Source organism: Clostridioides sp. ES-S-0054-01 (genome assembly GCA_021561035.1).
GTDB lineage: Bacteria > Bacillota > Clostridia > Peptostreptococcales > Peptostreptococcaceae > Clostridioides.
The window spans coordinates 111,882-132,366 of record CP067346.1 but is presented as its reverse complement, the minus strand read 5'-3'; the positions used below and the strand labels follow the sequence as shown (position 1 = coordinate 132,366).

Here is a 20,485-nt window from a genome sequence, read left to right as displayed (position 1 = left end):
TGTAAGAGGCTACTAGATAAATCAAAGATTTAGGTAATACACTCTTAAATGGTGGAGATGAGGAGAGTCGAACTCCTGACCCCTTGCTTGCAAGGCAAGTGCTCTCCCAACTGAGCTACACCCCCATGTATGAAGTTCATAAAGAACTCTCAAAATTAAACAGTAGGTAATTCTCCTTAGAAAGGAGGTGATCCAGCCGCACCTTCCGATACGGCTACCTTGTTACGACTTCACCCCAGTTATTGATTCCACCTTCGACGACTTCTTCCAAAAGGTTAGATAATCGGCTTCGGGCGTCTCCAACTCCCGTGGTGTGACGGGCGGTGTGTACAAGACCCGGGAACGCATTCACCGCAGCATTCTGATCTGCGATTACTAGTAACTCCAGCTTCATGTAGGCGAGTTTCAGCCTACAATCCGAACTGAGAGTAGCTTTAAGGGATTAGCTCCACCTTACGACTTGGCAACCCTCTGTACTACCCATTGTAGCACGTGTGTAGCCCTAAGCATAAGGGGCATGATGATTTGACGTCATCCCCACCTTCCTCCAGGTTATCCCTGGCAGTCTCTCTAGAGTGCCCAACTTAATGATGGCAACTAAAGACAAGGGTTGCGCTCGTTGCGGGACTTAACCCAACATCTCACGACACGAGCTGACGACAACCATGCACCACCTGTCACCAATGTCCCCGAAGGGAACTCTCCGATTAAGGAGATGTCATTGGGATGTCAAGCTTAGGTAAGGTTCTTCGCGTTGCTTCGAATTAAACCACATGCTCCGCTACTTGTGCGGGTCCCCGTCAATTCCTTTGAGTTTCACTCTTGCGAGCGTACTTCCCAGGCGGAGTACTTAATGCGTTAGCTGCGGCACCGAAGGGGGTAACCCCCGACACCTAGTACTCATCGTTTACAGCGTGGACTACCAGGGTATCTAATCCTGTTTGCTCCCCACGCTTTCGTGCCTCAGCGTCAGTTACAGTCCAGAGAGCCGCCTTCGCAACTGGTGTTCCTCCTAATATCTACGCATTTCACCGCTACACTAGGAATTCCACTCTCCTCTCCTGCACTCAAGTCTCCCAGTTTCAAGAGCTTACTACGGTTGAGCCGTAGCCTTTCACTCCTGACTTGAAAGACCGCCTACGCACCCTTTACGCCCAGTAAATCCGGATAACGCTAGCCCCCTACGTATTACCGCGGCTGCTGGCACGTAGTTAGCCGGGGCTTCCTCCTCAAGTACCGTCATTATCTTCCTTGAGGACAGAGTTTTACGACCCGAAGGCCTTCATCACTCACGCGGCGTTGCTGCATCAGGCTTTCGCCCATTGTGCAATATTCCCCACTGCTGCCTCCCGTAGGAGTTTGGACCGTGTCTCAGTTCCAATGTGGCCGATCACCCTCTCAGGTCGGCTACTGATCGTCGCCTTGGTAAGCCGTTACCTTACCAACTAGCTAATCAGACGCGGGTCCATCCTGTACTGGCTCACCTTTGATATTCAAGAGATGCCTCTCAAATATGTTATCCCGTATTAGCATACCTTTCGGTATGTTATCCGTGTGTACAGGGTAGGTTACCCACGCGTTACTCACCCGTCCGCCGCTCTTTACCTAAGTAAATCGCTCAACTTGCATGTGTTAGGCACGCCGCCAGCGTTCATCCTGAGCCAGGATCAAACTCTCAAATAAAAGTTTATCAGGCTCAGATACTATTGTTATCAAAATATCTGGCTTTATGGTTTGTTTCTTAATATAAATTAACCTACTGTTTAATTTTCAAAGTTCTTTTGTCTTATTTTGGTGCTCCTTTTGGGCACTCATATATAATATCATCTATATCATCCGAAGTCAATAATTTTTTAACTTTTATTTTAAATATTTTTTTGTCAAAACAAAAATAGCCTATATTAATGCATTTTAACCGCTTTAATACAAGCTATTTACATATTCAGACCTATTTTTATAGTTACTTTAACTTAAATATTTTTGTATTCCTATGTAGATTGCCCATGCTATTTTTTCTTGATATGTTTCATCAGTTAAAAGTTTACACTCTTTTTCATTCGATAAAAAACCACATTCTATTAATACTGATGGAATATTATTTTCTTTCAAAAGATATATATCATCTCTTGGTTTAACTTCTCTGTTGTTTGTTTTATCTACCACTCTTTTAAGTTCTTCTTGAATACATTTTGATAATTCTTTACTATCTTGCTTATCTTTAGGATAAAAAGTTTGAGCCCCATAGTATTTTGACTGTTCAAATGCATTGAGATGTATGGAGACAAACATATTGGCATTAGAGCTAGATATTATTTCTTTTCTATTTTTCAAATTCTCATTATATTTTTGTCTTGTAGTTTTATTATTTTCTTCTTTATAAAGGCTACTATCATCCTCTCGAGTTAATATTACAAGACCCCCACTTGATTCTATAAGCTCTCTAAGCTTAAGTGTTATTGCTAGGTTAATATCTTTTTCAGATGTGCTCTTATCCTTATTTAATGCGCCTGGATCAATTCCTCCATGACCAGCATCGAGAATTATAGTTTTGTTTGTTACTGGCATATACTTGATAACATCTTCAGAAATATTTTTAACTTCAAATATAGATACTACTACTAGACATACCATCACAAAACTAAAAATTATATGTTTTATGTACTTTCTCACAACATCACCCTGTATATGTATACTTATAAAAACACTATAATATTCCAGATATTAGTACAAACACTTAAGTTTTCTTTTAATATTTATATATCTTTATTTATTAGTATTAATATATTATTATGTAATGGTGCTATATTCCTCCCCCCTTTTTAATTCACTATGCTTATCTAACATTCAATATTGCATAATAAATTATATTTAGTTTATATTGTAAACTATGATAATGTATATTCAGAATTTATATTTTTATACAAGACTTGCAGATACACCATCTTTTGTAAATCTTCAAACCGTATTTTTATAAAAATTCGGTTTGATTATTGTTAGCATATATTTTTTGTTAAATAGTTAAAATAAAAAAGGATACTCTTCTTACTGAAAAGCATCCTAATAAGATCTTATTATTTTATTATATATCAATAATTAACTTAACCCAACATTTTTAACATACCAATACTTTCTGATTGACAGTAAATAAAGGATTTTGTTTTTCCAAAAAAATAAATAATTATCTTTTTGAGAATTGTGGAGCTCTTCTTGCTGCTTTTAATCCGTATTTCTTTCTTTCCTTCATTCTTGCATCTCTAGTTAAGAAACCTTCTTTCTTTAAAGCAGGTCTTAAATCTAAATCAGCTTTTAATAAAGCTCTAGATATACCATGTCTTATAGCTCCAGCTTGTCCAGTGAATCCTCCACCTTCAACTTTTACTATAACATCATATTTATTTTCATTTCCAGTTAAAACTAATGGTTGTTTAACATCTCTTATTAATGTTTCATAGTTAAAATAATTTTCTAATGCTCTTCCATTTACTAATATATTTCCTTCACCTGCAACTAGTCTTACTCTAGCAACAGAACTTTTTCTTCTTCCAGTTCCATAATATTGAACGTTAGCCATTATAAACTCCTCCTTTCACCTATTAATCTTACTTAAAATTTAAAACTTCTGGATTTTGAGCTGCATGAGTGTGTTCAGCACCTGCGAATACTCTTAATCTAGTCATCATTCTGCTTCTTAATTTGTTTTTAGGTAACATACCACTTACAGCATGTGCTATAACTTCTTCTGGTTTCTTATCCATCATATCTCTGTAAGATATTTCTTTTAATCCACCTACATAACCAGTATGGTATCTGTAATATTTTTGATCTAATTTTTTACCACTTAAAACTATTTTTCCTGCATTTACTACAACAACAAAATCTCCACCATCAACGTGAGGAGTAAATGTTGGTTTATGTTTACCTCTCAATACTGTCGCAATTTCTGTTGCTAAACGACCTAATGTTTTTCCTTCAGCATCAACTAAGTACCATTTTCTTTGTACATCAGCTGGCTTAGCTATATAACTTTTCATAACTGTCCCTCCTTAACTACTTTTCATAAAATTTTTCTACCGTTTATGTCAAGTCCGGGGCAAGTGGACTTATTAACACATTCTCATATATTTTAATACATGTAGCCTGGTGTGTCAAGTTAATAATGAACTTTTTTAAGAAATAATCCTTGTGCTGGAGCTGTATGTCCACACCTTGACCTAGTTTTTGATTGTATTATGTCTAAAAATGGTTCATTAATTCTACCACGACCTATATCAACAAGTGTTCCAACAATAATTCTTACCATGTTGTACAAAAAACCATTACCACTAATCTCCAAAGTAATCAAATCATCTTTTTTATTTATATCAATATCATATATAGTTCTAACTGTATCTCTTACAGATGAACCAGAACTCATAAAACCTTTAAAGTCATGTGTACCTAATAAACTTTTTGATTCCAAACACATTTTATCAAAATCAAGTTTATATTTTACTTGATATGACATATCACTAAGTATTGGATTTCTAAACCTACTATTATATATTAAATATTTATATGTTTTACCCTTTGCACTATATCTTGAATGAAAATTATCATTTACTTCACATGCTTTTATAACCGATATATCTTTTGGTAACTTAGCATTTAACGCCATTGGTATAGTTTCTATACTTATACCTGAACTAAGTATAAAATTTGCAGTTTGCCCAAGAGCATGAACCCCTGAATCAGTTCTACCTGACCCTATGAGTTTGACTTCTTCTTTTGTTATATCATATATAGCTTTTTCAATTGTACCCTGTATTCCTAAAGAATCAGGTTGCTTTTGCCATCCACAATAATTTTTACCATTATATTGGATTGTAATTTTTATATTTCTCATACTTTACCTCATTTATATCTATCTCTTCTTAATTAGATTGCTATAAATCTAGTAGCTATAATTGCACCTAGATAGACCACTTGAAATACACATGCTATATAATCTCCTCTTGCTATAACAGACTCTCTCATTTTAGTTCTATTGTGTCCTCCTCTATAGCATCTGGCTTCCATAGCCATGGCCAATTCATCTGCCCTTCTAAATGCACTCACAAATAAAGGTACCAAAAGTGGTACTAGATTCTTTGCTCTATTTATAAGATTCTTACTTTCAAAATCTGCACCTCTGGACATCTGAGCCTTCATTATTTTGTCTGTCTCATCTAACAATGTAGGAATAAAACGTAAAGCAATTGTCATCATCATTGCAAGTTCATGAACTGGCAAACCAATTTTTTTAAATGGATTCAATAATCTTTCTATTCCATCAGTTAATTCTATTGGTGAAGTTGTTAAAGTAAGTAATGATGTACCAACTACTAAAAATATTAATCTTATAGCCATAAAAATTGCTTGTCTTAAACCTTGTCTTGTAATAGCTAAAAATCCAAATGACCATATCTTATCACCTGGTAAGAAAAAAATATTTATAACAAATGTAAACAGAATAATCCATTTAAGAGGTTTTACACCCTTAACAATATATTTAACTGGTATATTAGCTAACTTTATCATACCTAGTAAACATAATAAAACTATTATATAAGGCCAAAATTTATTTACTACAAATATAGATACCATAAATACAATTGTTGCTACAAGTTTTATCCTTGGATCTAACTTATGAATAGCAGAACTCGTTGGGTAGTATTGCCCTATAGTTATATCTTTTAACATAATCCTCGTCCTCTCACAACTTTTAATATTTCCTGTTTTGCTTCTTCTAAAGTCAATATATCTTCACTGATGTCAAAACCTTTTTGTCTCAATTTCAATGCAAGTTCTAAAACTTGCGGAATATCTAATCCTATCTCTTTCAATTTGCTCGCATTTGATTTAAATACTTCCCTAGGAGACCCCATAAATTCGATTCTTCCATGATTCATAACAATTAAATTTTTGGCTAATTTTGCCATATCATCCATGCTATGTGATGATAGTATTATAGTCATATTATTGTTTTCATGTAAGTTTTTTATTAAACTAAAAATTTCATCTCTTCCACCAGGGTCAAGACCAGCAGTTGGTTCATCCAATATAAGAACTTCTGGATTCATTGCTATAACTCCGGCAATGGCTACTCTACGCTTTTGACCTCCCGATAATTCAAAAGGAGATTTATCTTTAAATTCCTCATAATCAAGTCCTACAGCTTCCATTGATACTTTTACCCTACTATGTATCTCAGACTCCTCTAGGCCCAAATTAGCAGGTCCAAAAGCTATATCTTTATCAATTGTTTCTTCAAATAACTGATATTCTGGATATTGAAATACAACACCTACTCTTTTTCTAATCTCAGTTAGGTTCAAATTTTTATCTGTTATATTAAAATCATTTATAAATATTTCTCCTGAAGAAGGCTTTAATAATCCATTTAAATGTTGTATTAATGTAGATTTTCCTGACCCTGTATGACCTATGAGACCAACAAAATCTCTATCTTTAATCTCAAAAGAAACATCATCAAGTGCCTTACTTGCAAAAGGCATCCCTTCATTATATATATGTGTTAAATTCTTTACTATAATTGACATAATTCCATCACCATCTCATCCACAGTTAATATATCACTGCTAATATTCATACCTTCTTCTATTAATAAACTAGATAACTCTGTCATACAAGGTACATCTAAACCGATTTCCTTTAACATCTTTATTTTACTGAATACTTCTCTAGGAGTTCCCTCTAAGATTTTCTTTCCTTTTTCCATAACTACAACTCTATCAGCCTCTACTGCTTCTTCCATAAAGTGTGTTATATGTATAACAGTTATATTTTCTTCCTTATTAAGTCTTTTTATTGTTTTCATAACTTCTTTTCTTCCAGATGGATCTAGCATTGCTGTTGCTTCATCAAATATTATACATTTAGGCCTCATAGCAATAATTCCTGCTATTGCAACTCTTTGCTTTTGACCACCTGATAACAAGTGAGGTTGTCTACCTCTTAAATCATACATACCTACACTCTTTAAAGACTCATCTACAATTCGTCTTATTTCTTTTGGCTCTATACCCAAGTTCTCCGGACCAAATGCAACATCTTCTTCTACTATAGTGGCAACTATTTGATTATCTGGATTTTGAAATACCATGCCTGCAGTTTGTCTTATATTCCATAATCTTTCTTCTTCTTTAGTATCCATACCATCAATAAGAATATTTCCTTCAGTAGGCATAAGAATAGCATTTAAGTTTTTAGATAAAGTAGACTTACCAGAACCATTATGTCCTATTATCGCAACAAATTCTCCTTTTTTAACATCTAGGCTTAAATTATCTATTGCTTTAAGTTTTGCTTCATCTGTAATATACTCAAACGAAATATTATTTACCTTTACTATATTATCCATTAATTCATACTCCTTTTAATAAGCAATAACTTATAAAAATCATTTTACACATTATTATATCACACCTTAGTCAAAAAAATAAAAAAAAGATTAAGCCATCAAGCCTAATCCTTTCCTTACTATACTAATTCTATAAAAGCCATTTCAGCAGCATCGCCTTTTCTTGGCCCTATTTTTATTATTCTAGTGTATCCACCATTTCTCTCAGCATATTTTGGAGCTAAATCTGTGAATAAGTTATTAACTACTGTTTCATCCATAACATAAGCTAAAACTTGTCTTCTAGCATGAAGATCCCCTCTCTTAGCAAGAGTTATCATCTTTTCAGCCATTCTACGAGTTTCTTTCGCTCTAGTCACTGTAGTTTCTATTCTTCCACTTCTTAGTAAGCAAGTTACTAAGTTTCTTAACATAAGGTTTCTGTGAGCTGTTTCACGTCCTAATTTACGGTACTTAGCCATTCTTATCCCTCCTTTGCTCGCTATTCTTCACTTGGTTTTAATCCCAATCCAAGTTCTTCTAGTTTTTGTATTACCTCTTCTAATGACTTCTTACCTAGGTTTCTAACCTTCATCATATCATCCTCAGATTTATTAGCTAATTCTTCAACTGTATTAATTCCCGCTCTCTTTAAACAGTTATATGATCTAACTGATAAATCTAATTCTTCTATAGTCATTTCAAGAACTTTTTCTTTTTGATCTTCTTCTTTTTCTACCATGATTTCAACACTACTTACATGTTCAGTTAAGTCTATAAATAAATTTAAATGCTCAACTAATACCTTTGCAGCTAATGATATACCCTCTTGAGGATTTATACTACCATTAGTCCAAACTTCTAGTACTAATTTATCATAATCTGTTTTTTGACCCACTCTTGTGTTTTCCACATGATAACTAACTTTCTCAACAGGAGTATATATTGAATCCACAGGTAAAACACCTATTGGAACATTCTCTGTTTTATTTTCTTCAGCAGAAACATAACCTCTACCTTTATCTACAAATATCTCCATATTAAGTTTAGCATTATCATCTAATGTAGCTATTGCTAAATCTTTACTTAATATTTCAACATCTGGAGGACAGATTATATCTGAACCTGTGATAGAGCATGGTCCTTGAGCTTCTATTTTAAGTGTTCTACTTCCTTCACCATCTATAGTTGCTGAAAGTTCTTTTAAAGTTAATATTATCTCAGTAACATCTTCTTTAACACCAGGTATTGTTGAAAATTCATGAAGAACTCCATCTATTTTTATAGCATTTACTGCTACACCTGGTAGTGATGATAATAATATTCTTCTTAATGCGTTACCTATAGTTATTCCATATCCTCTTTCTAGAGGTTCTATAACAAACTTACCATATCTATAGTCTTCGCTAAGCTCAACTATATCTACTTTTGGCTTTTCTATTTCTATCATGGACAAAACCCTCCTTAAAATTCAGTAATCCACTGAGGGTAAACAAAATTTTAAAATAATTTTTAAAAGTGTTCTTATTATTTAGAGTAAAGTTCTATGATTAAGTGTTCTGCTATCTCAAGATCTATATCTTCTCTTGTTGGAACACCAACTACTTTTGCTGTCATTCCTTCTACATTAGCTTCTAACCATTTAGGAGCTATTCTTGAGTTAACTTCTACTAAATTTTTGAATTTTGCAGAAGATCTTGATTTCTCTTTAACTTCTATAACATCTCCAACCTTAACTATTAATGAAGGTATGTCTACTTTATTTCCATTTAAAGTGAAATGACTATGAGTCACTAATTGTCTAGCTTCTTTTCTAGAAGATGCTAGTCCCATTCTGTAAACTACATTATCTAATCTTCTCTCTAATAAACTTAATAAGTTCTCACCTGCTTTACCAGGCATATTTTCAGCACGTTCATATAAATTTCTAAATTGAGTCTCTAAAACTCCATATATTCTTTTAACTTTTTGTTTTTCTCTTAATTGTAATCCATAGTTAGAAACTTTCTTTCTTCCTTGGCCATGTTGACCTGGAGCATAGTTTCTTTTTACTATAGCACATTTATCTGTATAACATCTATCACCTTTAAGGAATAATTTCATTCCCTCTCTACGGCATTGTCTACATGATGCACCTGTATATCTTGCCATTTATCTACACCTCCTATTGTACTCTTATTAATTACACTCTTCTTCTCTTTGGTGGTCTACATCCGTTATGTGGGATTGGAGTAACATCTTTTATCATAGTTACTTCTAGTCCAGTTGCTTGTAAAGCTCTTATTGCAGCTTCTCTTCCTGAACCTGGCCCCTTTACGAATACCTCAACACTTTTTAGTCCGTGTTCCATCGCAGCTTTTGCAGCTGTTTCAGCAGCCATTTGAGATGCAAATGGAGTTGATTTTCTTGATCCTTTGAATCCTAATTGTCCAGAACTTGCCCAAGATATAGCATTTCCGTGAACGTCAGTTAAAGTTATTATTGTATTATTGAAAGTTGATTGTATATGAGCATGACCACGTTCTATATTTTTACGTTCTCTTCTTCTAATACGTGTAACTTTCTTTTTTGGTTTAGCCATTTTCCTTTTCCCTCCTTCATCTAGTTATTATTTATTTATTTTTTCTTTTTACGAGATACTGTTTTTCTAGGACCTTTTCTAGTTCTAGCATTAGTCTTAGTTCTTTGTCCTCTTAATGGAAGACCTTTAGCGTGTCTTATTCCTCTATAACATTTTATATCTCTTAATCTCTTTATGTTTAAAGCAATTTCTCTTCTTAAGTCACCTTCAACTAAGAAATCGTCATCTATAACTTTTCTTAACTCATTAACTTGATCTTCTGATAAATCTTTTATTCTAGTATCTGGATTTATCTCAGCCTTAGCTAATATTTCGTTAGCAGTCGCTTTACCTATACCATATATATAAGTTAAGCCTATCTCCGCTCTTTTTTCTCTAGGTAAATCTACCCCAGCTATTCTTGCCATGATCGCACCTCCTACACATAGTTTTTAGTGTTTAAAACTTCACATCATATGCCAATCCTACGCCAGATTGTTCAACGATTTTAACGTTCTTTTGTTAACATCACAATATAGTATTATACTATAAAATTTAACAAAATGCTAGTAATAATTTCTTATCCTTGCTTTTGCTTATGCTTTGGATTTTCACAGATAACCATTACTTTTCCTTTTCTTTTTATTACTTTACATTTTTCACATATTGGTTTTACTGATGGTCTAACCTTCATTATTAATCCCTCCTTAGACTAAATATTAATATAGTCTACTTCTTACGCCAAGTAATTCTTCCTCTTGTAAGGTCATATGGAGAAAGTTCAACATTCACCTTGTCACCTTCAAGAATTCTTATGAAGTTCATTCTTAGCTTTCCAGAAATGTGGCATAATATCTCATGTCCATTTTCTAGTTTAACTTTGAACATAGCATTAGGTAAAGCTTCTGAAACTGTACCTTCTAATTCTATAACATCTTTTTTGGCCATTAACTAACCAGCCCTCCATTTCAATAAGTTAAATTATCTAATTTAACTTAGTAAGTTCAGCTCTTAAAAAAGAATCTGTAATCTCTTGTCCAGATACTACTCTTTTTCTAACTTCATCATTAATAAAATTATATTTTTTTAAGTGCTTCACTTTCTTTAACTTAGGTTTGTCAAGTTTCCTTTTTTTTCCATCAGCTATTAATACATATTCATTATTAATTATTTTGACTACAAAGAATAAATTTCCTTTATCTCGTCCTAATGAAACTTTAACAACTTGACCTATACTTAAATTATCTGATAGCACTTTTTTCACCTACTTTTTAAATTACAACTTTGTCAATATCAAAGGTTCATGTTCAGTAATTGCTATCGTATGCTCATAATGAGCTGATTTTTTTCCATCTATTGTAACAGTCGTCCACCCATCTGATAGAGTCTTTACATGATAACGACCTGCATTAACCATTGGCTCTATAGCAATAACCATTCCTTCTCTAAGTCTTGGTCCTTTTCCTGGGAGTCCATAATTAGGTACTTGTGGATCCTCATGAAGATTTGCTCCAACTCCATGACCCACTAAATCTCTAACTACTGAGAAACCATGTTTCTCAACGTGTGTTTGTACTGCGTGTGAGATATCTGAAATTCTATATCCTAATTTAGCAAATTTTATTCCTTCATAGAAGCTTTCTCTAGTTACTTCTATCAATTTCCTATCTTCTTCAGATATCATGCCTACCCCGTGAGTTTTCGCAGAATCACCATGATATCCTTTATAATAGGCTCCTATATCCAAACTTACAATATCTCCTTCTTTTAATATAGTTTCTCCTGGAATACCATGTACTACTTCTCTATTGATAGAAGCACATATACTTCCCGGAAAACCTCCATATCCTTTAAAAGAAGGTTCTGCATTGTATTTTCTTATATTCTCTTCAGCTATTTTATCTAATTCTAAGGTAGATATTCCCGGAGAAATAGCTTTTCTTAAAACTTCATGAGTGTCAGCAACTATTTTGCCTGCTTCTCTTAAAAGTTCTATTTCTTTTTTTGATTTCAAGATAATCATTTATTTTCCACTTCCTAAAGCTGCGACAATATCTTCAAACACTTTATCTATTGATTGGTCACCTTTTATATCTGCTATTATACCTTGTTTGCTATAATAATCTACTAAAGGTTTAGTTTCATCTAGATAAACTTGTATTCTCTTAGATACAGTTTCTTCATTATCATCAGCTCTTTGATATAATTCTCCTTGGCATACATCACATATACCTTCTACTTTAGGAGGATTAAACTCAACATGGTAGGTAGCTCCACAAGACTTACATATTCTTCTACCAACTGCCCTAGACACTAGTATGCTCTTATCAACTTCAATATTGACAACTTTATCTAGTGATATACCAGCATTTTTTAAGAATATGTCTAAATGTTCTCCTTGTGCTACATTTCTTGGAAATCCATCTAACATAAATCCATTTTTACAATCTTCTTGAGATATTCTATCAGTAACTAAACCTACAGTTAACTCATCTGGTACTAATAAACCTTGGTCCATGTATTCTTTAGCTTTTTTTCCAAGTTCTGTTCCCTCTTTTATATTCTTTCTGAATATATCTCCTGTTGATATATGAGGTATATTGTATTTTTCTACTATTCCTGCCGCCTGAGTACCTTTACCAGCACCTGGAGGTCCAAGTAATATTATTCTCATATTATCCATCTCCATTTTATTTTAAGAAACCTTGATAGCTTCTCATAACTAAGTTTGACTCTAACTGTCTCTTAAGCTCCAAAGCAACTCCAACAACGATTAGCAATGAAGTCCCAGCTAGACTCATATTTACTTTCATATAATGTGTTGTAAGAGCTGGCACCATAGCAATTATTGCTAAGAAAGTAGCTCCAGCTAAAGTTAATCTAGTTAAAATTCTATTTAAATAATTCATAGTAGGTTCACCTGGTCTTATACCTGGTATAAATCCACCATTATTTTTCATATTTTTAGATATGTCTTCTGTATTAAATGATACAGTTGTATAAAAATATGAGAAGAAAATTATAAGTAGAATCTCAATTGATCTATATGTCCAAAATCCTTGTTCTGTTGCCATACTTAAGTACTTTTGAACAAAAGCCTGAGCATTTGGCCCCATAAACATAGCTATTGTTTGAGGAAAAGCTAAAAGTGAACTTGCAAAAATTATAGGCATAACTCCTGACTGGTTAACTTTCATTGGTATATGAGAACTTTGTCCTCCATACATTTTTCTTCCAACAACTCTTTTAGCATATTGTACAGGTATCTTTCTAGTCGCTTCTTGTATAAATGTAACTCCTGTTACTGTAAGTAATATAACTACAGCTAGAACTACTATAACCCAAGGTGCAACTTCACCAGATTTAACTTGTTGCGCGATTTTAATAACGTCTGTAGGTATTCTTGATATTATACCTGCAAATATTATTACTGAACTACCATTACCGATTCCTTTTTCAGTAATTTTGTCCCCAATCCACATTACTAACATACTTGCTGAAACTAATGTTATTACAACAGTTGTGATAAAAAACACACTATTTGATATTAAAGCACTTCTTACAATTCCTAATGTAATTCCCAAAGCTTGTACAACTGCTAGAGCTAGTGCTGTATATTTAGTGTACTTATTGATTTTTTTCTTTCCTTCTTCACCAGATTTTTGAAGTTCTGCTAAACTTTCAAAACCTACTGTTAGAAGTTGTATTATGATTGATGCAGTGATATATGGACTTATACCTAAAGCAAATAGTGAAAAATTACTAAATGCTCCACCAGTAAACATATTATACAGAGAAAGTAGACTATTGCCGCCTACCATCTTTTGTATAATACTAGTGTCTATGCCTGGAACTGGTATAGTAGTACCTATTCTGAATATCACGATCATCATAAGTGTATACATTACTTTTTTTCTTACTGCTTTAATCTTCCAAGCTTGTTTTAATTTTGACAGCACGCTAATTCACCCCGCCTGTACTGGCTAGGAGATTAGCAGGTTATTATACTAACTCTGCTTTTCCACCAGCTTTTTCTATTTTTTCTTGAGCTGAAGCTGTAAATTTAGCAGCTTTAACAGTTAAAGCTTTCTCTAAATTACCTTCACCTAAGATTTTAACTCCGTCTTTACCTATTTTGCTTATAGTTTTAGTAGATTTTAATAATTCTGCAGTTACTTCTGTTCCATTTTCAAATCTATTTAAAACTTCAACATTAACTTCTGTGTAAACTTTCTTAAATATGTTATTGAAACCTCTCTTAGGAAGTCTTCTAGCTAGTGGCATTTGTCCACCTTCAAATCCTACTCTTACTCCACCACCAGAACGAGACCATTGACCTTTTTGTCCACGTCCTGCAGTTTTACCTTGTCCAGTTGCAGTACCTCTACCTAATCTTCTCTTAGCTCTTACTGCACCTTCAGCAGGTTTTAACTCATGTAACTTCATGGATTGCACCTCCTTGCACTACTTTATAAAAATTATTCAGCTATTTCAGTTACTTCTAATAAGTGACTTACTTTATTTATCATACCTCTTGTTTGAGCATTGTCTTCTTTTACAACAACTTGTTCTCTTTTTCTTAATCCTAACGCTTCAACATTCTTTTTTTGGTTAGGAGTAGTTCCTATAACACTTCTAACTAACTTTATTTGTAATTTAGCCATTTTACACTACCTCCTTACCCTAGAAGTTCTTCAACTTTTTTACCTCTAAGTTTAGCTATATCTTCAACTGTTTTTAGAGAATTAAGTCCTTCTATTGTAGCATTTACCATATTTCTTGGATTGTTAGACCCTAAAGATTTAGCTCTAACGTCTTTTAGTCCAGCTAGCTCAAGTACGGCTCTAGCAGGTCCTCCAGCTATTACTCCTGTACCTTCTACAGCAGGCATTATTAATATATTTCCAGCACCAAAGTGTCCGCGTACTTCGTGAGGAATTGTAGTCCCAACTATTGGCACTACTATTAGATTTTTCTTAGCATCTTCAACTGCTTTTTTTATAGCGTCTGGTACTTCCATTGCTTTCCCAGCACCTATACCAACGTGTCCGTTTTCATCTCCAACAACTACTAATGCTGCAAATCTAAAGTTTCTACCACCTTTTACAACCTTAGTAACACGTCTTACTTCAACAACTTTTTCTTGTAAGTCAAGTTGTCCTGCATCTATCGGCTTACGACGTAGCATGTATTTTTCCCTCCTTCGTATTAGAACTTAAGACCAGCTTCTCTAGCACCTTCAGCTAATTCTTGAATTCTTCCATGATATAAGTATCCACCTCTGTCAAACACAACTTCAGTGATTCCTTTTTCAACAGCTTTTTTAGCAACTAATTCTCCAACTTTCTTAGCTGCTTCCTTGTTTCCTGTATGATTGACAGCACTCTTAACTTCTGCTTCTAAAGAAGATGCAGCAACTAGAGTTACTCTTTTTGTGTCATCTATTATTTGAGCATATATATTGTTAGCACTTCTAAATACACATAATCTTGGTCTTTGAGAAGTACCGCTTATTTTTCTACGAACTCTCTTATGTCTTTGAAGTCTATTAGCATTTTTATCAGCCTTTTTTAACACCTAGCTCACTCCTTTCTAGCGTTTAAGTTTTGGTATTATTTTTTACCAGTTTTTCCTTCTTTACGTCTGATTACTTCATCAACGTATTTTATACCTTTACCTTTGTATGGCTCTGGCTTTCTCCAAGCTCTTATCTTAGCAGCATAGTTACCTACTAATTGCTTGTCTATACCTTTTACTATTAACTCTGTTTGGTTTGGAGCTTCAACAGTTATTCCTTCTGGATCTTCCATCTCAACTGGATGAGAGAAACCTAAGTTCATAACTAATTTCTTTCCTTGTTTTTGAGCTCTATATCCAACACCTTTTAGTTCTAATTTCTTTTCGAAACCAGTATTTACACCTACAACCATATTATCTAATAAAGTTCTAGTTAGTCCGTGTAAAGATCTATGTTTTTTATTATCAGTTGGTCTTTCAACCATTATTGTATTTTCTTCTTTTTTTATGTTTAACTCAGCACTTAATTGTTTAGTTAAAGTTCCTTTTGGACCTTTTACTGTAACTAAATTTCCTTCAGCTATAGTAACTTCAACACCTGCTGGTATTATTATTGGCTTAACACCTATTCTTGACATGGTCGCACCTCCTTACATTGTTCATATTGATTACCAAACGTAGCAGATTACTTCTCCACCAACATTTTCTTTTCTAGCTTGCTTGTCAGTTAATATTCCTTTTGAAGTAGATATAACTGATATTCCTAATCCGTTTAATACTTTTGGTATCTCATGGTTAGCAGCGTAAACTCTCATTCCAGGCTTAGATATTTTCTTAAGACCTGTTATAACTCTCTCGCCTTCTTGTCCGTACTTTAATTGTATTCTTATGATACCTTGTTTTCCATCTTCTATAACATCATAACCTCTTATGAAACCTTCTTCTAATAAGATTCTAGCTAATTCTTTCTTCATATTAGAAGCTGGAACATCTACAGTTTCATGCTTAACAACATTAGCATTTCTTATACGAGTAAGCATATCTGCAATTGGATCTGTCATTGTCATTTTGTTGCCCTCCTTCCATTCTAATCAAGCTTCTACCAGCTTGCTTTTCTAACACCAGGTATTTGACCTTTATAAGCTAATTCTCTAAAGCATATACGGCATATACCAAATTTTTTCAAAACTGAATGCGGTCTTCCGCATATAGTACATCTAGTGTATTCTCTAGTAGCGTACTTTTGCTTTCTTTGTTGTTTAACAACCATCGCTTTTCTAGCCACGGGAATCCCTCCTTTGCTTACTTAGAAAATGGCATTCCTAATAATTTTAATAATTCACGAGCTTCTTCGTCAGTTTTTGCTGTAGTAACAAATATTATATCCATTCCTCTTACTTTATCTATTTTATCATATTCTATTTCAGGGAATATTAATTGTTCTTTAACTCCTAAAGCATAGTTTCCTCTACCATCAAAAGCATTAGGGTTAACTCCTCTAAAGTCTCTAACTCTTGGTAAAGAAACTGAAACTAATTTGTCCATAAAGTAGAACATTTTGTCAGCTCTTAATGTAACTTTTGTTCCTATTGGCATTCCTTCTCTTAATTTGAAGTTAGCAACAGATTTTCTAGCTTTAGTTATAACAGGCTTTTGTCCTGATATTATTTCTAATTCTTCAACGCCTTTTTCTAATCCTTTTGGATTTTCTCTAGCGTCACCTATACCCATGTTAATAACTATTTTATTTAACTTAGGTATCTCCATTACGTTTTTGTATCCAAATTTCTCCATTAAAGCAGGAGCAACTTCTTTCATGTATTTTTCTTGTAATCTAGAAGCCATTTAAGGTCCCTCCTTTCAAGCAATATTTATTATAATTCTTTTCCGCTCTTTGCTGATACTCTTACTTTGTTCCCATCTTTTACTTCATATCTTACTCTAACGCCTTTTCCTGTTTCAGGATCAAATGGCATTACATTAGATATGTGTATTGGGGCTTCTTTATTTATTATTCCACCTTGTTGGTTCATAGCACTTGGTTTTTGATGTTTAGTTATTACATTTACACCTTCAACTAACACTTTGCTAGTTTTAGGATATACCTTTAAAACTGAACCTTTTTTACCTTTATCTTTACCTGCTATAACTACAACAGTGTCACCTTTTTTAACACGCATCATGTCCTATTGCACCTCCTTAATTATAGTACTTCTGGAGCAAGAGAAACTATTTTCATGAATTCATTGTCTCTTAACTCTCTAGCAACAGGCCCGAATATACGAGTTCCTACTGGAGTTTTATCGTCCTTTATTATAACAGCAGCATTTTCATCAAAAGATATATAGCTTCCGTCATTACGTCTTACGCCTTGTTTGCTTCTTACTATAACAGCTTTAACAACCTTACCTTTTTTTACAACTCCACCAGGTGTTGCACTTTTAACAGTAGCAACTATAACGTCGCCTATGTTACCATATCTTCTTTTACTTCCGCCTAGAACACGTATACATAAAAGTTCTTTAGCTCCTGAGTTATCAGCAACTCTTAGACGTGATTCTTGTTGTATCATATCGTAATCCCTCCTTCTTCAAAAACTACTTAACTTTCTCAACAACTTCAACTAGTCTGAATCTCTTATCTTTAGATAATGGTCTAGTTTCCATTATTTTAACTCTATCTCCGATGTTACATATATTCTTTTCATCATGAGCCTTGAATTTCTTAGTTCTCTTAACACGTTTATTATATAGTGGATGACGTACGAATTCTTCAACAGCTACTACTATTGTTTTATCCATCTTATCACTAACAACACGGCCTATTCTAACTTTTCTTCTTCCTCTTTCCATGTTTAAAAAGCCTCCTTTCCAAATTAAGCTCTAGTTTCGTATAACTTTCTTTCAGCAAGAACAGTTTTAACTTTTGCTATATCCTTCTTAACAAACTTTATTCTAGCTGTATTTTCTAATTGACCAGTAGCTAATTGGAATCTTAAGCTAAATAATTCACTTTTGAAGTCGTTTAATTTGTTCATTAGCTCTTCACTTGTTAAATCTCTTAATTCTTTAGCTTTCATCCTATTCACCACCCTTTACTTCTAAATCTTCTTTTTTAACAAATTTACATTTGATTGGTAATTTATGTGCAGCAAGTCTCATAGCTTCTCTTGCTTTATCTTCAGAAACACCTGCTAATTCAAACATAACTCTTCCTGGCTTAACTACAGCTACCCAATATTCTGGAGAACCTTTCCCTGCACCCATACGAGTCTCTGCTGGTTTTCTTGTTACTGGTTTATGAGGGAATATTTTTATCCAAACCTTTCCCCCTCTTTTTATATATCTAGTCATCGCGATTCTGGCAGCTTCTATTTGATTAGAAGTTATCCAAGAAGCTTCTAATGCTACTAATCCAAACTCACCATAAGTAACTTTGTTACCCTTATGAGCTTGCCCAGACATGCTTCCTCTATGAACTCTACGACGCTTTACTCTTTTTGGCATTAACATGAGTATTTTTCCTCCTTCCTTGAACCTAACTATTATTAATTTCCTTTGTTTTCAGTTCTTTGAGGTCTTGATCCACCTTGAGGTCTTTGTCCTCTGTAGTTTCCTCTGTTATCATTTCCTCTTCTATCGTTTCTTCTATTATCTCTCTTGTTGTCTCTTCTATCGTTCTTTCTGCTTTCTTCTCTTGGATTTACACCGTCTCTAGTTGGTAAAACTTCACCATTACATATCCAAACTTTTATACCGATTTTTCCATAAGTTGTATCAGCTTCAGCGAAACCATAATCTATATCTGCTCTTAAAGTTTGTAGTGGCACATTTCCTTCACTATAACCTTCAGTTCTAGCCATTTCAGCTCCACCTAATCTTCCTGAAGCAGAAACTTTTATCCCTTTAGCACCAGATTTCAGCGCTCTTTGTATAGCTTGTTTCATTGCTCTTCTGAAAGCAACCCTTCTCTCTATAGCTAAAGCTATATTTTCAGCTACTAATTGAGCATTTTTATCTGTACTTCTTACTTCTACTATATTAACTATTATAGTTTTCTTTGTCATTTTTTCTAATTCAGCTTTTAATGCTTCGATTCCTGCACCAGCTCTTCCTATAACTACACCCGGCTTAGCAACGTGTAAGTCCATTTTTATTTTGTTAGCTGATCTTTCTATTTCTATCTTAGCAACTCCGGCTGAGTATAATCTTTTCTTTAAGAATTTACGTATATTATGGTCTTCTAATAATAAGTTTCCGAACTCTTTTTTATCAGTAGCAAACCATCTTGAGTCCCAATCTTTTATAACACCGACCCTTAAGCCGTGTGGATTAACCTTTTGACCCATTACTTTCCCTCCTATCTATTAATTATTTTTTCTCTTTAACAACAACCTCTATATGAGAAGTTCTTTTTCTTATTGTAGTTGCACGACCCATAGCTCTAGGCATGAATCTCTTCATTGTTGGTCCTTGATTAGCAACTATTGATGCTATATATAATTTTTCAGTATCCATTTCGTGATTGTTTTCTGCGTTAGCTTTAGCTGATTTTACAACCTTAGCTATTATTGAAGCCGCTCCTCTTGGAGTAAACTTTAATATTGCTAATGCTTCATCAACATTCTTTCCTCTAACAAGGTCACATATTTGGCCTGCTTTTCTTGGTGATACACGTACGTATTTAGCAGTAGCTTTTGCTTCCATTGTTATTCCTCCTTTCTTAGTCATAATTTAATTATTTTCTCTTATTAGATTTTTCGTCATCCTTATGTCCTTTGAAAGTTCTAGTAGGAACGAACTCACCTAATTTGTGTCCAACCATATCTTCTGTTATATATACTGGAACATGTTTTCTTCCATCATGAACAGCTATAGTGTTTTCTACCATTTGTGGAAATACAGTTGAAGATCTTGACCAAGTTTTTATAACTTCTTTATTTCCACTAGCATTCATAGCTTCTATCTTCTTTAAAAGTCTTGCATGGACAAAAGGCCCTTTTTTAGTTGATCTTGACATTTATATTCCTC

Annotated in this window: 34 protein-coding genes, 1 tRNA gene and 1 rRNA gene; all 36 read right to left on the bottom strand. The window is 33.7% G+C overall.

Annotation, left to right across the window (positions count from 1 at the left end):
* Positions 1 to 49 precede the first annotated feature (49 nt).
* The 36 genes from JJC02_00875 to rpsS all read right to left on the bottom strand — a co-directional run bounded on the left by JJC02_00875 (position 50) and on the right by rpsS (position 20,474).
* Positions 50 to 125, bottom strand: a tRNA-Ala gene (locus JJC02_00875).
* Between the two features lie 55 nt (positions 126 to 180).
* Positions 181 to 1,683: ribosomal RNA gene (locus JJC02_00870) — 16S ribosomal RNA — on the bottom strand.
* Positions 1,684 to 1,965: 282 nt separating this feature from the next.
* Entirely contained in the window at positions 1,966 to 2,670 is a 705-nt protein-coding gene (gene cwlD / locus JJC02_00865; protein ID UDN54823.1) for an N-acetylmuramoyl-L-alanine amidase CwlD, read from the bottom strand.
* A 508-nt stretch (positions 2,671 to 3,178) separates the two neighbouring features.
* The gene (gene rpsI, locus JJC02_00860; GenBank protein UDN54822.1) at positions 3,179 to 3,571 is read right to left on the bottom strand and encodes a 30S ribosomal protein S9; all 393 of its coding nucleotides are present in this window, start codon (positions 3,569 to 3,571) and stop codon (positions 3,179 to 3,181) included.
* Between the two features lie 28 nt (positions 3,572 to 3,599).
* Positions 3,600 to 4,031 (bottom strand): 50S ribosomal protein L13, encoded by a 432-nt coding sequence (gene rplM, locus JJC02_00855; protein ID UDN54821.1) that lies wholly within the window; start codon positions 4,029 to 4,031, stop codon positions 3,600 to 3,602.
* Between the two features lie 119 nt (positions 4,032 to 4,150).
* A complete protein-coding gene (gene truA / locus JJC02_00850) occupies positions 4,151 to 4,882 on the bottom strand; it encodes a tRNA pseudouridine(38-40) synthase TruA (protein UDN54820.1) in 732 nt (243 codons plus the stop codon).
* Positions 4,883 to 4,914: 32 nt separating this feature from the next.
* Entirely contained in the window at positions 4,915 to 5,718 is an 804-nt protein-coding gene (locus JJC02_00845; GenBank protein ID UDN54819.1) for an energy-coupling factor transporter transmembrane protein EcfT, read from the bottom strand.
* Positions 5,712 to 6,578: an energy-coupling factor transporter ATPase gene (locus JJC02_00840; protein UDN54818.1), complete on the bottom strand. Its 867-nt coding sequence runs from the start codon at positions 6,576 to 6,578 to the stop codon at positions 5,712 to 5,714. Before JJC02_00840 ends, JJC02_00845 begins: the two co-directional genes overlap by 7 nt.
* Positions 6,566 to 7,399 (bottom strand): energy-coupling factor transporter ATPase, encoded by an 834-nt coding sequence (locus tag JJC02_00835; protein UDN54817.1) that lies wholly within the window; start codon positions 7,397 to 7,399, stop codon positions 6,566 to 6,568. Before JJC02_00835 ends, JJC02_00840 begins: the two co-directional genes overlap by 13 nt.
* Positions 7,400 to 7,518: 119 nt before the next feature.
* Entirely contained in the window at positions 7,519 to 7,860 is a 342-nt protein-coding gene (gene rplQ / locus JJC02_00830; GenBank protein ID UDN54816.1) for a 50S ribosomal protein L17, read from the bottom strand.
* A gap of 20 nt (positions 7,861 to 7,880) precedes the next feature.
* Positions 7,881 to 8,828, bottom strand: a complete 948-nt coding sequence (locus tag JJC02_00825) for a DNA-directed RNA polymerase subunit alpha (protein ID UDN54815.1) — start codon at positions 8,826 to 8,828, stop codon at positions 7,881 to 7,883.
* Between the two features lie 77 nt (positions 8,829 to 8,905).
* Positions 8,906 to 9,529 (bottom strand): 30S ribosomal protein S4, encoded by a 624-nt coding sequence (gene rpsD, locus JJC02_00820; protein UDN54814.1) that lies wholly within the window; start codon positions 9,527 to 9,529, stop codon positions 8,906 to 8,908.
* A 31-nt stretch (positions 9,530 to 9,560) separates the two neighbouring features.
* Positions 9,561 to 9,959: a 30S ribosomal protein S11 gene (gene rpsK, locus JJC02_00815; GenBank protein UDN54813.1), complete on the bottom strand. Its 399-nt coding sequence runs from the start codon at positions 9,957 to 9,959 to the stop codon at positions 9,561 to 9,563.
* 35 nt (positions 9,960 to 9,994) lie between these two features.
* Positions 9,995 to 10,366 (bottom strand): 30S ribosomal protein S13, encoded by a 372-nt coding sequence (gene rpsM, locus JJC02_00810; protein UDN54812.1) that lies wholly within the window; start codon positions 10,364 to 10,366, stop codon positions 9,995 to 9,997.
* Positions 10,367 to 10,518: 152 nt separating this feature from the next.
* The gene (gene rpmJ, locus JJC02_00805) at positions 10,519 to 10,632 is read right to left on the bottom strand and encodes a 50S ribosomal protein L36 (protein ID UDN54811.1); all 114 of its coding nucleotides are present in this window, start codon (positions 10,630 to 10,632) and stop codon (positions 10,519 to 10,521) included.
* A 35-nt stretch (positions 10,633 to 10,667) separates the two neighbouring features.
* Entirely contained in the window at positions 10,668 to 10,886 is a 219-nt protein-coding gene (gene infA, locus JJC02_00800) for a translation initiation factor IF-1 (GenBank protein ID UDN54810.1), read from the bottom strand.
* A gap of 37 nt (positions 10,887 to 10,923) precedes the next feature.
* Positions 10,924 to 11,193, bottom strand: a complete 270-nt coding sequence (locus JJC02_00795) for a KOW domain-containing protein (protein ID UDN54809.1) — start codon at positions 11,191 to 11,193, stop codon at positions 10,924 to 10,926.
* A gap of 21 nt (positions 11,194 to 11,214) precedes the next feature.
* Entirely contained in the window at positions 11,215 to 11,961 is a 747-nt protein-coding gene (gene map, locus JJC02_00790) for a type I methionyl aminopeptidase (GenBank protein ID UDN54808.1), read from the bottom strand.
* Positions 11,962 to 12,612, bottom strand: coding sequence for an adenylate kinase (locus JJC02_00785; protein UDN54807.1), 651 nt, complete (start codon positions 12,610 to 12,612; stop codon positions 11,962 to 11,964).
* A 16-nt stretch (positions 12,613 to 12,628) separates the two neighbouring features.
* Complete coding sequence (secY, locus tag JJC02_00780; protein ID UDN54806.1) at positions 12,629 to 13,897, bottom strand: preprotein translocase subunit SecY; 1,269 nt, start codon at positions 13,895 to 13,897, stop codon at positions 12,629 to 12,631.
* A gap of 43 nt (positions 13,898 to 13,940) precedes the next feature.
* A complete protein-coding gene (rplO, locus tag JJC02_00775) occupies positions 13,941 to 14,384 on the bottom strand; it encodes a 50S ribosomal protein L15 (protein UDN54805.1) in 444 nt (147 codons plus the stop codon).
* 32 nt (positions 14,385 to 14,416) lie between these two features.
* Complete coding sequence (gene rpmD / locus JJC02_00770; protein ID UDN54804.1) at positions 14,417 to 14,602, bottom strand: 50S ribosomal protein L30; 186 nt, start codon at positions 14,600 to 14,602, stop codon at positions 14,417 to 14,419.
* 14 nt (positions 14,603 to 14,616) lie between these two features.
* A complete protein-coding gene (rpsE, locus tag JJC02_00765) occupies positions 14,617 to 15,126 on the bottom strand; it encodes a 30S ribosomal protein S5 (GenBank protein UDN54803.1) in 510 nt (169 codons plus the stop codon).
* A gap of 20 nt (positions 15,127 to 15,146) precedes the next feature.
* The gene (rplR, locus tag JJC02_00760; GenBank protein UDN54802.1) at positions 15,147 to 15,515 is read right to left on the bottom strand and encodes a 50S ribosomal protein L18; all 369 of its coding nucleotides are present in this window, start codon (positions 15,513 to 15,515) and stop codon (positions 15,147 to 15,149) included.
* Between the two features lie 35 nt (positions 15,516 to 15,550).
* On the bottom strand, positions 15,551 to 16,093 hold the full coding sequence (gene rplF, locus JJC02_00755) for a 50S ribosomal protein L6 (GenBank protein UDN54801.1): 543 nt from the start codon (positions 16,091 to 16,093) through the stop codon (positions 15,551 to 15,553).
* A 30-nt stretch (positions 16,094 to 16,123) separates the two neighbouring features.
* Positions 16,124 to 16,522 carry a 30S ribosomal protein S8 gene (gene rpsH / locus JJC02_00750; GenBank protein ID UDN54800.1) on the bottom strand — a complete coding sequence of 133 codons (399 nt, stop codon included), beginning with the start codon at positions 16,520 to 16,522 and terminating at the stop codon, positions 16,124 to 16,126.
* A gap of 32 nt (positions 16,523 to 16,554) precedes the next feature.
* Complete coding sequence (locus JJC02_00745) at positions 16,555 to 16,740, bottom strand: type Z 30S ribosomal protein S14 (protein ID UDN54799.1); 186 nt, start codon at positions 16,738 to 16,740, stop codon at positions 16,555 to 16,557.
* Between the two features lie 17 nt (positions 16,741 to 16,757).
* A complete protein-coding gene (rplE, locus tag JJC02_00740; GenBank protein UDN54798.1) occupies positions 16,758 to 17,300 on the bottom strand; it encodes a 50S ribosomal protein L5 in 543 nt (180 codons plus the stop codon).
* A 29-nt stretch (positions 17,301 to 17,329) separates the two neighbouring features.
* On the bottom strand, positions 17,330 to 17,635 hold the full coding sequence (rplX, locus tag JJC02_00735; GenBank protein UDN56356.1) for a 50S ribosomal protein L24: 306 nt from the start codon (positions 17,633 to 17,635) through the stop codon (positions 17,330 to 17,332).
* Between the two features lie 23 nt (positions 17,636 to 17,658).
* Positions 17,659 to 18,027: a 50S ribosomal protein L14 gene (rplN, locus tag JJC02_00730; protein ID UDN54797.1), complete on the bottom strand. Its 369-nt coding sequence runs from the start codon at positions 18,025 to 18,027 to the stop codon at positions 17,659 to 17,661.
* A 25-nt stretch (positions 18,028 to 18,052) separates the two neighbouring features.
* Positions 18,053 to 18,307, bottom strand: coding sequence for a 30S ribosomal protein S17 (rpsQ, locus tag JJC02_00725; protein ID UDN54796.1), 255 nt, complete (start codon positions 18,305 to 18,307; stop codon positions 18,053 to 18,055).
* Positions 18,308 to 18,330: 23 nt separating this feature from the next.
* Positions 18,331 to 18,534, bottom strand: a complete 204-nt coding sequence (rpmC, locus tag JJC02_00720; protein ID UDN54795.1) for a 50S ribosomal protein L29 — start codon at positions 18,532 to 18,534, stop codon at positions 18,331 to 18,333.
* 1 nt (position 18,535) lies between these two features.
* Positions 18,536 to 18,967 carry a 50S ribosomal protein L16 gene (rplP, locus tag JJC02_00715; GenBank protein ID UDN54794.1) on the bottom strand — a complete coding sequence of 144 codons (432 nt, stop codon included), beginning with the start codon at positions 18,965 to 18,967 and terminating at the stop codon, positions 18,536 to 18,538.
* 35 nt (positions 18,968 to 19,002) lie between these two features.
* Positions 19,003 to 19,803 carry a 30S ribosomal protein S3 gene (gene rpsC / locus JJC02_00710; GenBank protein UDN54793.1) on the bottom strand — a complete coding sequence of 267 codons (801 nt, stop codon included), beginning with the start codon at positions 19,801 to 19,803 and terminating at the stop codon, positions 19,003 to 19,005.
* A 22-nt stretch (positions 19,804 to 19,825) separates the two neighbouring features.
* Complete coding sequence (rplV, locus tag JJC02_00705) at positions 19,826 to 20,161, bottom strand: 50S ribosomal protein L22 (protein ID UDN54792.1); 336 nt, start codon at positions 20,159 to 20,161, stop codon at positions 19,826 to 19,828.
* 31 nt (positions 20,162 to 20,192) lie between these two features.
* The gene (rpsS, locus tag JJC02_00700; protein UDN54791.1) at positions 20,193 to 20,474 is read right to left on the bottom strand and encodes a 30S ribosomal protein S19; all 282 of its coding nucleotides are present in this window, start codon (positions 20,472 to 20,474) and stop codon (positions 20,193 to 20,195) included.
* Positions 20,475 to 20,485: the final 11 nt, after the last annotated feature.